The following is a 15,156-nucleotide window of genomic DNA, read 5'->3' on the forward strand; positions in this document are numbered from 1 at the left end:
AAAGCGTCTCTAAGAGACGCTTCTATTATTAAGCTGGTAGAGTTTTCAAAAGCTCTTTGACAAATCCGAGGAAGTCCTCGCGTACTTGAGCTGTCGTTTCAATTACTTCGTCGTGGGTAAGCGGCTGGTCAAGGATCCCTGCAGCCATATTGGAAATACAAGAAATTCCGAGAACACGCATGCCTGCGTGGTTGGCTACCATGACTTCCGGAACCGTGGACATGCCGACAGCATCTCCTCCAAGAGTACGGAGCATGCGGATCTCAGCACCAGTTTCATAAGCCGGCCCTGTATTCCCTACATAAACCCCTTCCTGCACTTGAAGATCAAGACGTTCAGCGGACTTTTTCGCATGTTCAACAAGATCACGGTCATAAGCTTCGGACATGTCAGGGAAACGAGGTCCCAAATCTTCGTCGTTTGGTCCGATCAACGGGCTGTCCCCCATATTGTTGATATGATCATTGATGATCATCAAGTTGCCCGGCTTGAAGCTTTCATTGATTCCACCGGCTGCGTTGGTAACAAACAACGTCTCAACGCCCAGAGATTTCATAACGCGGACAGGGAACGTCACCTGCTTCATATCATATCCTTCATAGTAGTGGAAACGCCCTTGCATCGCGATTACCTGGCGCCCTTCCAATTCCCCTACGACCAACTGACCTTTATGACCGGAAACCGTAGATTCAGGAAAATGGGGCACCTCAGAATAAGAAATCGTCGTCGGGTTTTGAATTTCATCTGCAAGGACACCCAAACCGGACCCGAGGATCAAGCCGACGGTCGGTTCATTCGATAGTTTCCCCTGGATAAATTGTGCTGCTTCTTGGACTTGTGTCTGGTTCATAGTTTTTCTCCTCCCCTTATTGAATATCTTTCAAAAAGCTTTTGCCGTGTTCCGGCATTTTAATGGAAAAGTTCTCAGAAACGGTCGCCCCGATATCTGCGAATGTCTGGCGCTGATCGATTTCCTGACCTTCTTTGATGCCATTATGATAGACGATCAATGGCACAAGCTCCCTCGTATGATCCGTCCCGTGGTGGACTGGGTCATTGCCGTGGTCGGCTGTAATGATCAAAAGATCATCATCGCGCATGTTTTCCAACACTTCAGGAAGACGAGCATCATATTCCTCGAGCGCTTCTCCGTATCCTTGAGGGTCACGACGGTGGCCGAATTTGGCATCGAAATCAACAAGGTTGAGGAAGCTCATGCCTGTGAAGTCTTTATCCAGGGTTTTCACAAGCTGATCCATTCCATCCATGTTGTCCTTCGTACGGATCGCTTCCGTCACACCTTCTCCGTCATAGATATCTGAGATTTTTCCGATAGCTACGACATCAAGGCCTTCGTCGGCCATCTCATTCATGACGGTACGGCCGAATGGCTTCAACGCATAGTCATGACGATTGGAAGTACGTTCAAACGCTCCCGGCTCTCCGACAAACGGGCGGGCGATCACTCGGCCGACCATGTACTTTTCATCTTTCGTAATTTCCCGGCAGAACTCACAGATTTCATATAGCTCCTCAGGAGGAATGACATCTTCGTGAGCAGCAATCTGCAATACAGAATCGGCAGACGTGTATACGATCAAATCACCGGTGTTCATATGGTGTTCACCAAGCTCCACGAGGATTTCTGTCCCGGATGCCGGTTTATTCCCTACAATACCGCGGCCGGTTTTCTCTTTAATTTGATCCAGCAGTTCATCTGGAAATCCATCCGGGAATGTACGGAACGGCTGGTCGATATAAAGACCCATGATTTCCCAGTGTCCGGTCATCGTATCTTTTCCGTTTGAAGCTTCCACCATTGTCGTATAGTGGGCTTTCGGCGTTTCTGCCTGTTCGACCCCCTGGATCTTGTGGATGTTGCTCAAACCAAGGCTTCCCATGTTCGGCATGTTCAAACCGTTCATGTGCTCGGCAATATGGCCGAGGGTATGGGCTCCTTTGTCATTGAATTTCTCTGCATCTGGAGCTTCTCCAATACCTACAGAGTCCATGACTACTAAAAATACACGTTTGAATGAATTCATCAAAAATCCCTCCTAAAGTTTAATTTCCCAAATTCGTGAAAAACTACCCCACATTCTTAAGATGTAGGATGTCAGACAACTAAAAACACAAAAGGGTTTATGCCCGTGGGTGATACGAGCGATAAACATCTTTCAACCTTGTTTTGGAGACGTGGGTATAAATCTGCGTCGTCGAGATGTCTGCATGTCCAAGCATTTCCTGGACAGCTCTCAAATCCGCTCCATTTTCAAGCAGATGGGTAGCGAACGAATGCCTTAATGTATGGGGCGTCAACTCCTTATGAACACCCATTTCCTTAGCAACCGCTTTCAACACCTTCCAAAAGCCTTGGCGCGACAAAGCATTTCCATGGTGGTTCACAAACAGTTCTTCTGTCTGCTTCTGCTTGACCAATGCACCACGCCCCACCTCCAGGTAATTCTCCACAGCGGCTTTGGCCATATCCCCAAGAGGTATGATCCTCTCTTTCGACCCTTTACCGAGACATCGGACAAAACCCATCGTGAGGTGCAGATCGGTCACTTTCAGCGAAACGAGCTCCGTCACCCTGAGTCCTGTCGCATAAAGCATTTCGAACATCGCTTTATTCCGGGCTGAAAGAGGATCCTTTGCATGAATATTCAACAGCTTGTCTACATCGTCTGAAGAGAGCACTTTCGGAAGCTTCCGTTCTTTCTTCGGTGTCTCTATATGTAAGCTTGGGTCATGCTCAGTCACCTTTTCACGGATCAGAAACTGATGAAAAAGACGGATGGACGACAACAATCGTGCAACGGTCGATGAGGAACGCCCCTGATCATTCAAGTGGTGAAGGTATTGCATGATGTGGGACCGGCTCATCTCATCCCAGGTCTTGATCGCCAGCTGTTCCTGCAGGAAATGCTGATATTGGACCAGATCCCTTTTATAGGAATGAATCGTGTTCGGAGACAAGCCACGCTCCACGGTCAAATAGTGAAAAAAATCTTCCAGCGCATGCTGCATCACCATCTACTCTCCTAATCGAAAAAATATCGACAGACGATCCGTCCATGTCTGTTCGAGCGGTTGATAGACTTTGACCGCTGTACCACCAGGCGGATCATATCGATGTTGGCGCTCGTATTCTCCATGCACCATTCGTAAAGCCATATAGAAAACACATGTACAAACAGTGAAGACAATCAGGACTTTGATTAAATCTCTCAAACTGGTCCTCAAACGGATCATATCGATCCCTCGCTTCCGTGTCTTTTGTAAAGGATATGCCTAAATTCCTTACAAATATACGTAGAAAGCAGACAGAATCATTGAATGATGTTGTCTGAAACCAGCACAAGTCCCATCTAGCATTAACGTACACGATTTTCATTCATTTGTAAATAAAAATACAAGAGTCAGAGATTTTAAAAAATGGCGCGATTAAGGTTTCGCCCTGCTGCTTCAGTAAGTTGGACTACAAGAGGAGTTTCCATCCCTTGCCTTAGCCATCACTCTCTTAAGAAAACTCCGTTTAAGTTAATGGTTGATACTTATAATCCGAATCCGGTGCCTGAATCTTAGGACCCAACAGTTGAAAGTCGTATTTCGAGCAGTTTGTTGACGGTGGGAAAGGAAGATACTCCTTTGGGACGCCCCCCATGGAAAGCGAACCTTTTCCCAGACCTCTCCGTCTATCAAACACTTTGCAATAGAGGCTTCTTTTTATATGTAATCAACGCATAACTTTAACAGAGCATATGAAAAATAAAAAGCCACTATGAACTCATAGCGGCGGCTTTAATTGTTCTCATTTGATTTTGCAGAGGTTGTCCCAACCGCCTGTTTCTGACAAACACGGCAGATTCCATGGAACGTCAGACGGTGGTCTTTCACTTCAAAGCCCCACTGTCCTTCCACAATTTTTTCTACATCCCCTAAGAGATCTTCATCAATTTCTTCCACAGATCCACACTCAATGCATACGAGATGATGGTGAAAGTGTTCGGCACCTTCTTTTCTCAAGTCATACCGGGAGACGCCATCTCCGAAGTTGATTTTATCGACAACTTTCAATTCTGATAAAAGTTCCAATGTACGATAGACGGTTGCTAGACCAATTTCTGGTGCTTTCTCTTTTACGAGGAGGTAAACATCTTCCGCACTTAAGTGGTCTTCTTCATTTTCCAAAAGTACCCGGACTGTGGCTTCACGCTGCGGCGTAAGCTTGTAGCTCTGGGAATGCAGCTGCTTTTTAATTTTATCTATACGGTGTTCCATATCGTTCGTCCCTCCCTCGTAATACCAACTTCATTATAATCAGAGACAGAACGAGTGTCAAATTATAATTATTTTAATCTGTTAACGATAATCATTATTAAATAATACCCACTACTTATAAATCCATTTTAACACATACTCTAAAAATGTATTGCTGAGAAAGACTTCTACCAAAGACGATACCATTAAGATGGCGATCAGGATACCGAATAAAGCACTGTACCGTACAAATCCCTTCATGATCGGCTGATGCACCCGTCGGATGAACAGCTGCTTGCACAAGGTCAGGGAAAAAATCAGCGCAAGGGAACCTGCAATAAGATAGACAGGAATGATGATCACATTCTGAGGCGCAATGGATACAGAAGAGATCAATAAACCATACCACCCCATCTGGTTGACGAGGAAACCGACGGAAAACCCAATCACCAGTCCTTTGATGAAGAGCAGCACGGTAATAATCGGCATGCCGATCACAGAAATCCCCAACAGGAATAATAACAGCATGTATTTTAAATGATACATGACGCTGTCTTTCCAGAGGGTCGCCTTTCCTGTTCCTCCAACCGTCTGCTGTTCAAAGAATTGTTTTAAATAGAAGAAAAGATCCTGCTTCTGGACGAAGTTCATACTATTCACGATGACTGCTCCGAAGATCATCCCCATGATGAAAAGCACGAAGATGAACACAAAAATATTCATATGGGTTTGGACGTCATTTTTTACCATTCGCATGCCCTGCTGCATCTTATATCCACCTTTCTCTTCACCGGTCTATGACCAATCTATGAGAGAGGTGGAAAAAGTAGACCAAATCCAGCTCAGTTTCTATTGAATCCTTCCATACCTTCCGCCCCCACCTGCTTGGATGGAAAGGCTGCCTGTTCTCATGGCCATGATCCGTTCAGCGAGATGGGCAGGAATGACAGCCGTCAGCTCCTCTACTGAGGCTTCATGAATGATCGCCATTTCTGTTCCGAAGGCGTCTATCAATTTTTCATAGGTTCGTGGCCCTATTCCTGGAAGGGAAGATAGAGGCACTTGATAGACATAAGGAGGACGTTCTTTCATCTGGGAGATCGACGATAATTCTTCGATGCGGTCTTTCACCCCTTTGACGATTTTTTTGGCCCCACAGGCTTCACACCGCGAGGCTGAACTCTCAGCAGGAGTGAGGCATTTGGCACAAACCGTCTCATGATATTTCCCCATGGCAGGACTCATTCCATAATTAGTGAGCACTCTTCTTCCCTTCTCCTGGTGCAAAGCAAGTCTTAATTCTTCAAAATTCAATGCTTCCATAGCCACCTGCTGGTATTCCCGGGCGAGTTTCCCCAATGAATGGGCATCCGAATTGGTTACATACGTATAGAGCTCAAGCTCCTTAATCGAATCCGCCATAGAAGTGTCAGCACTCAGTCCAAGTTCGACGGCATCGATGTTGGAAGGATCCAGCACTTCGCGCAATGTCTCTTTCACTCCTTTACCATACAGGCTCTTAAATGGAGTGAAAATATGCGCGGGAATGAAAAGACCATCATTTTCTTTTACATACTGCTGAAGTTCCCGGGCGGTTCCATAAAAACGTTGCGAACTCAAATTCACATTTTTCATCTTTAAGCCAAGCCAGGTAGTGAACGCCTTCATTTTATCCAAGCTCGGAAAATAGCAAAGCACATGAATGGGTCCAGAACAGGCAGCATCATACACTTCGACCTCAGAACCAAGAAGGAGGACGGTATCTTTATACCGGACGCCTCCCTCCTTTAATTCAACAGCTTTCCCCCGGTTGATCAAATCGAGCATTTCTTCCTGCACTGCTGGGGCTTGGGCATCGATGACCCCGACCATATCCAAGCCTTTTCGTTCCGATGCTTCTTCGAAGATCTCAGAAAGAGTCAAAGACTTGGACCCTGTAATTTTGACAGGCTTTCCGTTCCAATCTCTGCCGATGTGTATATGTAGATCGATGAAAAATGAATCCATCATCCCGCATTTCTCAACTTCATATATAGGATGGCATACGCTGTTTTTGCATCATGGATCCGCTCCTCCTTCTGCAAAGCTTCAGCCTCTTCCACCGTAAGCTCCATCTGTTCAACAAATTCATCCTCGTCCCCATCCGGCTGTTCTTCCAAGGATTGGATCTGATCAGTGAAATAGAGGTGAACAATTTCATCGGCAAAGCCCGGGGATGTATAAAAAGACGTAATGAATTCAAGATTTTCCGATGTGTATCCGGTCTCCTCTTCGAGCTCTCTTAAGGCACATGTTTTCGGATCTTCTCCAGGCTCCAGCTTCCCGGCAGGTATTTCGATAATGCTTTTCTCCATCGGCTTCCGGTACTGTTCGACACAAACGAGTTTCCCCTCATCCGTAAGAGCAATGACAGCTACAGCCCCCGGGTGGCGGATGAGCTCTCGTTTAGATGTGTTCCCATCGGGTAAAGTAACACTATCGATATCTAATTGGACAATTTTACCTTTATAAATGGTTTTTGTTTCATAGGTTTTCTCTTCAAATTTTTTCATTCGATACACCCTCTCTGGTTACTACCGCCATTTTATCACAGGAGTAGCCTTGAACCGGAGGAATCCGCTACACTTATATTGGAAAGGATGATTACATGAACAAACGACAATTAGGATCTTCAGATTTATACGTATCGGAAATCAGCCTGGGGTGTATGTCCCTCGGCACCGACCCAAACAAAGCGAAAGACATCGTCGACCAGGCCGTTGAGGCTGGTATCAATTACTTAGATACAGCAGATCTCTATGATTTCGGTGCCAATGAAAAAATCGTCGGTGAAGCGATCAAAGGCAGACGCGATGACCTGTTGATCGGTACGAAAGTTGGTAATAACTTCTCGAAAGACAAGGAAGATTGGTTTTGGGACCCTTCCAAAAAGCACATCAAAGAGGGTGTGAAAGCAAGTTTGCAGCGGTTAGGACTCGACTATATTGACCTTTACCAACTCCATGGAGGAACGATTGATGACCCGATTGAAGAAAGCATCGAAGCCTTCGACGATCTCAAGCAGGAAGGCTTGATCAGAGAATATGGGATATCATCCATCCGACCGAATGTCATAAAAGAATACATCGAAAAATCCAGTATCGTCAGTGTAATGATGCAATACAATGCACTCGACCGGAGACCTGAAGAGGAGATCCTGAACCTGCTCGGCGACCATGAAATCAGCGTACTGGCGAGAGGTCCGCTGGCGAAAGGGATGCTATCCTCCAAGGGCCGTGAAAAAGCCCATGATAAAGCGGCTGACGGTTTTCTCGAATACAGCCGGGATGAAGTTTCGGAAATCGCTGAAAAATGGCAGGCGTTTACAGACAGAGATCGTACCGCCGAAGTTCTGGCGCTTCAGTATGTCCTGAAACATCCGACCGTTGCGACAGCCGTCTTCGGTGCAAGCTCTGTGGAACAGCTGGAAGACAACCTTCGTTATATGGACTCCCCAGCCTTGAACGACCATACGTACAAAGAAATGCAGGCACTTACGAAAGAAATCACCTACCAAAAACATCGATCGAAATAATTAAGAATACGCGCTGCGAAGTCATGAGTGATATCCCTTCACGCGAAGGGCATAGTTGCTTTAGAAGCTTCGTCCGTATTCAATAAACATCCTCACCAAAACCCAAAAAGAAGAAGGCGGATCTTTCCGCCTTCTTCTTTTTCTTACCTTATGAAAACTCACCAAGTAGCCTCTAATACACGCATCCAGTTTTTGTAAGCGATTTTTTCAAGATCGTCTTCTTCCCATCCGTCTTTTTTCAAGAGGTCGAAAATTTTAGGGACACCGGTTACATCTTTAAGAGCTAACGGCACACGAGTACCGTCGAAATCTGATCCTAAGGCGACATGATCGATCCCAATCCGATCCGCAATATAGTCGATATGCTGGATGATATCCACTAGAGAAGCTCCTTCATTATTGGCTCCATCAGCTGTCACCATATTCGGGTTGATGCTGTATGTGACACCGATCAGCCCATTCGACGCTCCGATCGCATCGATTTGCGCATCGGTCAAATTGCGGGTGACCGGACAGATACGGTGGGCATTGGAATGTGTTGCGACCAGTGGAGCATCACTGATGGAGGCGACATCCCAGAACCCTTTCTCATTCAAATGCGAGAGGTCGATCATGATGCCGAGATGGTTGCATGCCTTCACTAAGTTTTTTCCATCATCTGTAAGACCTGGTCCCGTATCTGGAGTCGAAGGGAAACGATAAGGGACCCCCTCTCCGAATGCGTTCGCTCTGCTCCATACGGGACCTATCGAACGCAAGCCTGCTTCATATAAGACAGGGAGAGCATGCAGATCTTCGTCGATCCCTTCAGCCCCCTCCATATGAAGAATCCCCGCCATGAATTCTCCATTCAACGCGCGGTCCAGATCAGCTACCGAACGTGCCATTCGGAATTTTCCACCGGACGCTTTTTGCAATTGGAGAAAGCGGACCATCATTTTGTCCGCATACTTTCGAGCATATTCATAAGTTAAGGGACGAGGGAGAGGCTTTTCATACCCGTTTTCCGTTTTGTAAGAGACGGGAAGCGGGTCACTCGCTGGATTAGGGGAAAAAACGGCGAAAAATCCTGCCGCAAATCCTGATCGGTTTCCTCTCGGCCAGTCAATGTGACCTTCATTCGTTCCCTCAAAGAATGGCTGTACCCCGTGCTCAAATTTCATCAATGTATCATTATGCCCATCAATAAACGGCATTTTCATTACAACATTCCTCCCTATCACATGTAAAAAAATAACAGATCCCCGCCTCTGGACGGATGAATATTTTTCCAAAATCTATTACACTTATACTATCAAAAACACAGGAGGGATCATACGTGAAGAAAACACAATCGAAAAACTGGGAACTGGATCGACTTTTTCCAAATGGTTTAGATGGTGTACATAAGCAAAAACAAGAAGAAATCGAACAGCTGTCATCCAGACTGAAAGCAGCTGGCAAAACGGAAACGCTCGAGGAATTCCTCTTCATCACAGAAAGCGTGCAAAAGCTTTATTCAGATGTGTACGAGATTGAAGAATACGCCATATGCGTCTCTTCCGAAGATGTACAGGACCCGGAAGGCCAACGGGTTATGGACCAAAGCCAGCGTCTGAAAGCAGACTTGGATGCCGTAATGCTCGCTTACAAACAATACCTTGCTGGCATCGATAAAGCTTCATGGAAGGTTTGGATCGATGCTGAGGAACTGACCGGCATCCGCAACTTTCTTTTGGAACTACGGAAAAAAGCAGAAGATCTCTCCCTCCCTGAAGTGGAACATGCCATCCAAACACTGTCTAAGAACGGATTTGATGGCTGGGAAGACTTGTTTGAGTATGAATTCACCCAATTGCGTGTCCCAGTCGATTTGGATGGAAAATCCCATGAATGGACGTTTGATCATGCTTTCATGAAAGCTATGCTAACGCCCGACCGTAACGTCCGTACCTCCATTGCCGCATCACTTATGGATGTATGTAGAAAGAACAAGGACCGTTTTGCCCTGATTCTCAATCATTTTGCGGGTTTCCGGAACGATCGCTATGCCTTGAAAGGGTGGAAAAACCCACTGGAGGAAATGTATACTCAAAACCGCATCTCAGAAGCGTCCGTCAGCCAGATGATGGATGTTTTGCACGACCGTAAACGCCTGCTTTACCGGTTTCTTGAAAGGAAAGCGGAGATCGATCAGCTTCCGAAACTGAACTGGTATGATTTATATGCCCCTTCCTTTACCTCTAAGACTTCCCTTACATATGAGCAGGCGACAGAAATCATTACCAAGCAGTTTTCCGAGTACAGTCGAAGGCTCGGCGATTTTGCCCAGCAAGCGTTCAATAAAGGCTGGGTGGATGCGGAACCCCATGAATCCAAGCGTCCAGGCGGGTTTTGTGCCTCTCTTCCGAATGCTAAAGAAAGCCGCGTACTCTTTTCTTTTCAGGGCAGTTACCAGGATGTCGTCACCCTTGCCCATGAACTTGGCCACGCCTACCATAATACACATCTTCACGAACAACCCGGGTTTGCCCAGCATGCGGGAACAGGCCTGGCAGAGACCGCTTCCACTTTCGCAGAGAATCTCGTCCTGGATGCTGCGATCGATCACGCTGAACGTAAGGAGGACGCCCTCTCTCTACTCGAAATGAAGATTATCAATGGACTGAAGTATACGACTTTCATTCCGTCCAAATTTGAATTCGAAAAAGAATTTTACGTGGAACGTATAAACGGGAAACTCTCATCGACTAAAATCACTGAAATGATGGAAGCGAAAGAAAGAGAGTGGTTCGGCGATCATCTGGAACAAGTGAACGGCTATCACTGGATGACCATCCCTCATTTCTATGATACCGAGAAGGCCTTTTACAACCTTCCTTACACCATCGGCTACTTGTTCAGCAACGGCATCTATGCTCAATACAAAGCGAATCCAGAAGGTTTCCCTGAAAAATATGATGAGCTGCTGCGTCATTCAGGGGACATGCCCATGGACAGGCTATGTGCGGATTTCCTTGGCCAGGACCTTACCCGAGAGACGTTCTGGAAAGATGCATTCCGCCCTTTGGAAGAAGCGATTGAAGAATATTTGGCGCTGACTGAAAAATACACGATGGTGTGAAGATCTCCCACACCTCTATGCTATGGAAAAAAGAACCGACGCAGAGGTCGGTTCTTTTCTATTGTCATTTTTCAGAAGTCATGACCATGATCGAGCGGCTCACACCCTGCTCTTCTGCTTTTGGGCACGAATCATCGAACGGATCTGGCCCCGGTGATTGATCTCATCCTCCATGACATGGAACCATAGATAATAAGGGTTATATCCCACCCCGTTTGGCCAGGAACGTTCTTCATATAACCACTCATCGCTCTCATCTTTCATCATTTCAAGAGTGGTATCCCGTGTACTTTCCAAAAGATCCAAATAATCGTCCACAGAAAGGGAACGGTATTTCTGACGGGCAGGGTCGCCGAGCTCGAGCGCCACTTCCCATTCTTTCTTCTCCTCTTCATTCAGATCCCGCTGTTCAAAACATATGACCTGATGGACAAATTCGATGGCCGCCATATGGGAAAGAAGCATCCCGATAGAGTTTCCGCCGGTTTCGCACTCATCAAGTTCTTCCTGTGTGAGATCCGCTACTTCCTGGATCGTCACCGCACGTACGTGCTCAAGCATGCATACGAGTTCCCCGATTTTCTCCGAAAAACCTTTTTCTGATAGAACTTGATAAGAAATCATGATCCCTTCCTCCGTTTCTTTTTTTACATTTGCTTGGATGATGAGTTTAAATCCAAGGTTTTCCTACACGTTCAATGAACATATTCGACACATCTCTCCGCAAACCTTCCTGGAAGGGAGCACACCCGCGAATATTGTAGATATTTTTGTTGTTTAAATTGGCTGAAATGACGGTATATGCTAAGTATGAACAAAGCGGTGATGTCTGTTCGTCAAAAATTTGCTTGCCCTATAACATTTAGAGGAGGAAAAAACGATGAACATTAAAGTGGGCATTTGGAACAAGTTGACAAACCAAGACAAGATGACTCTATTAAAAGCCGTAAGTCAACACGCTCTTGCAAAAAAATCTGCGTAATTATACACAGTCTTCCACGATCTTCTCTTCCTACCACCACTATACCTTCCATCCTGCTAAACGGCCGCGCCTTCATATTCTTCTGACAAAACCTGCATAGGCAGGTTTTTTTGTCGTTCCCATCTTTTTTATTGTCAAGCGTATGTAAATTTACGTCCCATTCCCCTCTCCCCCTGCATAAACACTATTTTCACCGAATAGATAAGTAGCGAAGGACAGGACCGGAGGATACCTGAGAGCAGACAGGGAGGAATGGAAGATGAAGGTTGCCATCTTTTCAGATACTTATGCCCCACAGGTCAATGGAGTTGCCCGGACACTACAGCGATGGGCCGCTTACCTTGAAACAAATCGCATTTCCTACCGCGTGTTCGCACCTGCGATGAAATCCAGGAAAGAATACGTCGATGCCTCCATCCAGCGGTTCAGCAGTTTTCCGTTCTGGCTGTACCCAGAATGTAGGCTAGCAATGCCGAATCTAATCAGAATCAGGAAAGAGCTCGACGATTTCCAGCCGGACATCATTCATATCGCCACCCCCTTCAACATTGGACTTGCGGGCCATTATTTCGGAAAAAAGATGGACATTCCACTGGTGGGTTCTTATCATACGCACTTCGATCAGTATTTAGACTATTACAAACTCTCTTTCCTCTCCCCTTTCATCTGGAAATTCATGCAGTGGTTTCATGAACCATTTAAAAAAACACTGGTCCCCTCTCTCCATACGAAACGCGAACTGGAACTCCACGGCCTCCGTAACATCGGTTTATGGCAAAGAGGCGTCGATCATCAGCTCTTTTCCCCCGGACAGATCGATCATGACTTAAAAAAGCGGTACGCGATTAAAACTCGTTATCTATTAACCTATGTCGGTAGGCTCGCACCTGAAAAAGGGCTGCACACATTGATGAATACAGCCCAGAGCCTCCCCCCTTCTCTTCAGAAGGAGGTTCACTGGCTTATCGTCGGGGACGGGCCTTTGCGAAACGACCTGGAAAGTAGGGCTCCTGCGAATATGACCTTTACAGGATATAAAGAAGGCATCGACCTTGCAGCCGTTTACGCCACTTCCACGTTATTCATTTTCCCTTCTGCGACAGAAACATTCGGAAACGTCGTACTCGAGTCCTTATCTTCAGGTACTCCTGTAGTAGCAGCTAATGCAGGAGGCGTGAAAGAAATCGTGACACATGGAAAAACAGGCGTGTTATGTAATCCCCATGATCATCATTCTTTCGCAAAAAACATTACAGATCTACTGACGGACACAGCGAAACGTGAAGAGATGAGAATGCAGGCCAGGGAGGAAGCACTCCAGAGGTCCTGGGAGGCTATCTTTGAACAGCTCCTCCAAGATTATAAAGAAGCGATCGGTGAACTTGAATTCGCCTCCTTCGCTTAGGGACGGGAGAGAATATATATGAAAAAAATCGCAATTATCGGCACAGGGTATGTCGGTCTTGTCACTGGCACTTGCCTTTCCGATATTGGTCATGAAGTCACATGTGTTGATATCAATGAAAAAAGAATCTCCCTACTGCAGGATGGACACTGCCCTCTCCATGAGCCTGGACTTTCAGCCATCATCGAATCCAATATGGAGGAAAAGAGGCTGCGATTCACGTCAGACGTAAAAGAAGCGGTCCGGACGGCTGATGCCATCTTCATCGCGGTCGGTACTCCAGAAAAAAATGACGGTTCCGCAGATCTCACCTATTTGAAAGCAGCTGTCATAAGCCTTTCAGAATCGATCAAAGATGGAGCGTTGGTCATTATTAAAAGTACCGTTCCTCCAGGCACGAACCGGAAAGTGCGGGAATGGCTATTGTCAGAAACGGAGTCTTCTTTCCATGTGTTATCCAATCCGGAATTCCTGAGAGAAGGATCGGCCGTCAATGATTTCTTTTATGGCGACCGAATTGTGATTGGCGGGACACATGCAGAAGCCTCGCAGAAGCTTGAACAGATATACAGCAGCCTTCACGTCCCCGTCCTCCACACCGATCCAGTCAGTGCAGAAATGATCAAATACGCATCCAATGCCTTTCTGGCGACCAAGATCAGTTTCATCAATGAAATCGCAGGTGTATGTGAAAGGTTAGGTGCAGACATCACTCAAGTCTCTCAAGGGATGGGGATGGATAAACGGATCGGAGAACAATTTCTTCGCGCAGGTATGGGATTTGGCGGGTCCTGTTTCCCGAAAGATTCGAAAGCATTGATCCAAGTTGCCACCGACGCGGGATTACCCTTCCCCCTTGTTTCAACGGTCCTGGATGTGAATGAAAGGCAAAAACGAATGCTTGTGGAAAAGGCTAAGCAGCGTTTCGGAACGTTGGAAGGAAAAAAGGTGGCGGTGCTCGGGCTCGCCTTCAAGCCGAATACCGATGATATCCGGGAATCACCGGCGGTCGCCGTCATCCAACAGCTCTTACAGGAAGGGGCTGTGCCGGTCGCCTATGACCCCGTCATCAAGCATTCGCCGTTCGGTCCGGTTACCGATTCAATCCGTGATGCGTTGTCTGGTGCAGATGCAGCGATGATCTGTACCGAATGGCCCTCGATCAGTGAGCTGCCTCTCGATGTTTACGCCACATGGATGAAAGAACCGATCGTTTTCGATGGACGGAATTGTTACAGCAGGAATGATTGGGAAGGGAAAAAACTCGAATACCATTCGATCGGTCGGGAGACCTACCGGGGATGTCTTTAGAAAGCAGGAGGTGATGAACCCATCACCTCCTGTTTTTGGCAATGGTAACGTTTGTTGTTGATTTTAAAACGAGACAAGTGCCTTTTATTTATTGGCTCTGTTAAAGTTTAGTGTTGATATTTGCATCAACGGATGGAAGGGACAATGAATGATAGGTTGGTAAAAAGGGATATATTCCCAAGTGATGAAACCTTTAGATACTCTACTTTCACGATCCAACCCTTGAATCTTGTTGAATTATGATTTCGAAACGGAATTTTTAGCTAAATGGCAGGATGTTGAAGACTTGATTTCGAGATGTTTTTTGAGTGGATGGGGCTGCGCGGAATCGCTCGCTTTCCGCGGAAGCGCGGTGAGACTCCTATGGGAGGAGGCTCACCGCCCGCCCCATGGAAAGCGAACCTTTTCCTGGAGCCCCCAGAATCACACAAACATCTCGAAGCTGAGTCTTCAAAAAAAGGGAGTTTTAGTGAAACTGCTATTTCGGAATGTGTCTTTGTTGTTCCAACAACGACAGT

Annotated in this window: 14 protein-coding genes; 4 read left to right on the plus strand and 10 right to left on the minus strand. The window is 46.4% G+C overall.

The window, feature by feature from the left end; translation table 11 throughout:
• Positions 1–28: 28 nt before the first annotated feature.
• From ACXADE_RS10810 to ACXADE_RS10845, 8 genes are all read right to left on the minus strand, one after another.
• Positions 29–850, minus strand: coding sequence for a purine-nucleoside phosphorylase (locus ACXADE_RS10810; protein WP_474980476.1), 822 nt, complete (start codon positions 848–850; stop codon positions 29–31).
• Positions 851–866: 16 nt separating this feature from the next.
• A complete protein-coding gene (deoB, locus tag ACXADE_RS10815) occupies positions 867–2,045 on the minus strand; it encodes a phosphopentomutase (protein WP_474980477.1) in 1,179 nt (392 codons plus the stop codon).
• Positions 2,046–2,142: 97 nt separating this feature from the next.
• Positions 2,143–3,033: a site-specific tyrosine recombinase XerD gene (gene xerD, locus ACXADE_RS10820; protein ID WP_474980478.1), complete on the minus strand. Its 891-nt coding sequence runs from the start codon at positions 3,031–3,033 to the stop codon at positions 2,143–2,145.
• 3 nt (positions 3,034–3,036) lie between these two features.
• Positions 3,037–3,255 carry a DUF4227 family protein gene (locus ACXADE_RS10825; RefSeq protein ID WP_474980479.1) on the minus strand — a complete coding sequence of 73 codons (219 nt, stop codon included), beginning with the start codon at positions 3,253–3,255 and terminating at the stop codon, positions 3,037–3,039.
• 549 nt (positions 3,256–3,804) lie between these two features.
• Complete coding sequence (fur, locus tag ACXADE_RS10830; protein WP_474980480.1) at positions 3,805–4,284, minus strand: ferric iron uptake transcriptional regulator; 480 nt, start codon at positions 4,282–4,284, stop codon at positions 3,805–3,807.
• A 111-nt stretch (positions 4,285–4,395) separates the two neighbouring features.
• A complete protein-coding gene (gene spoIIM, locus ACXADE_RS10835; RefSeq protein ID WP_474980481.1) occupies positions 4,396–5,031 on the minus strand; it encodes a stage II sporulation protein M in 636 nt (211 codons plus the stop codon).
• Positions 5,032–5,112: 81 nt separating this feature from the next.
• Positions 5,113–6,273, minus strand: coding sequence for an endonuclease Q family protein (locus tag ACXADE_RS10840; RefSeq protein WP_474980482.1), 1,161 nt, complete (start codon positions 6,271–6,273; stop codon positions 5,113–5,115).
• Positions 6,270–6,815, minus strand: coding sequence for an NUDIX hydrolase (locus ACXADE_RS10845; RefSeq protein WP_474980483.1), 546 nt, complete (start codon positions 6,813–6,815; stop codon positions 6,270–6,272). The genes ACXADE_RS10840 and ACXADE_RS10845 overlap by 4 nt, the downstream gene beginning before the upstream one ends.
• 95 nt (positions 6,816–6,910) lie before the next feature.
• On the opposite strand from ACXADE_RS10845, the gene ACXADE_RS10850 reads away from it, so the two are divergent.
• Positions 6,911–7,837, plus strand: coding sequence for an aldo/keto reductase (locus ACXADE_RS10850; RefSeq protein WP_474980484.1), 927 nt, complete (start codon positions 6,911–6,913; stop codon positions 7,835–7,837).
• Between the two features lie 158 nt (positions 7,838–7,995).
• Here ACXADE_RS10850 and ACXADE_RS10855 read toward each other — a convergent pair whose 3' ends face one another.
• Positions 7,996–9,039 (minus strand): dipeptidase, encoded by a 1,044-nt coding sequence (locus ACXADE_RS10855; RefSeq protein WP_474980485.1) that lies wholly within the window; start codon positions 9,037–9,039, stop codon positions 7,996–7,998.
• Positions 9,040–9,155: 116 nt separating this feature from the next.
• On the opposite strand from ACXADE_RS10855, the gene ACXADE_RS10860 reads away from it, so the two are divergent.
• On the plus strand, positions 9,156–10,940 hold the full coding sequence (locus ACXADE_RS10860; RefSeq protein ID WP_474980486.1) for a M3 family oligoendopeptidase: 1,785 nt from the start codon (positions 9,156–9,158) through the stop codon (positions 10,938–10,940).
• A 99-nt stretch (positions 10,941–11,039) separates the two neighbouring features.
• On the opposite strand, the gene ACXADE_RS10865 is transcribed toward ACXADE_RS10860, so the two are convergent.
• Positions 11,040–11,564 (minus strand): DinB family protein, encoded by a 525-nt coding sequence (locus ACXADE_RS10865; RefSeq protein ID WP_474980487.1) that lies wholly within the window; start codon positions 11,562–11,564, stop codon positions 11,040–11,042.
• A 617-nt stretch (positions 11,565–12,181) separates the two neighbouring features.
• Between ACXADE_RS10865 and ACXADE_RS10870 the strand changes: the two genes are divergently transcribed.
• Positions 12,182–13,327 (plus strand): glycosyltransferase family 4 protein, encoded by a 1,146-nt coding sequence (locus ACXADE_RS10870; protein WP_474980488.1) that lies wholly within the window; start codon positions 12,182–12,184, stop codon positions 13,325–13,327.
• An 18-nt stretch (positions 13,328–13,345) separates the two neighbouring features.
• A complete protein-coding gene (locus tag ACXADE_RS10875; RefSeq protein ID WP_474980489.1) occupies positions 13,346–14,638 on the plus strand; it encodes a UDP-glucose dehydrogenase family protein in 1,293 nt (430 codons plus the stop codon).
• Positions 14,639–15,156: the final 518 nt, after the last annotated feature.

The sequence above is a fragment of the Halobacillus sp. ABR2_026 genome (genome assembly GCF_056158545.1).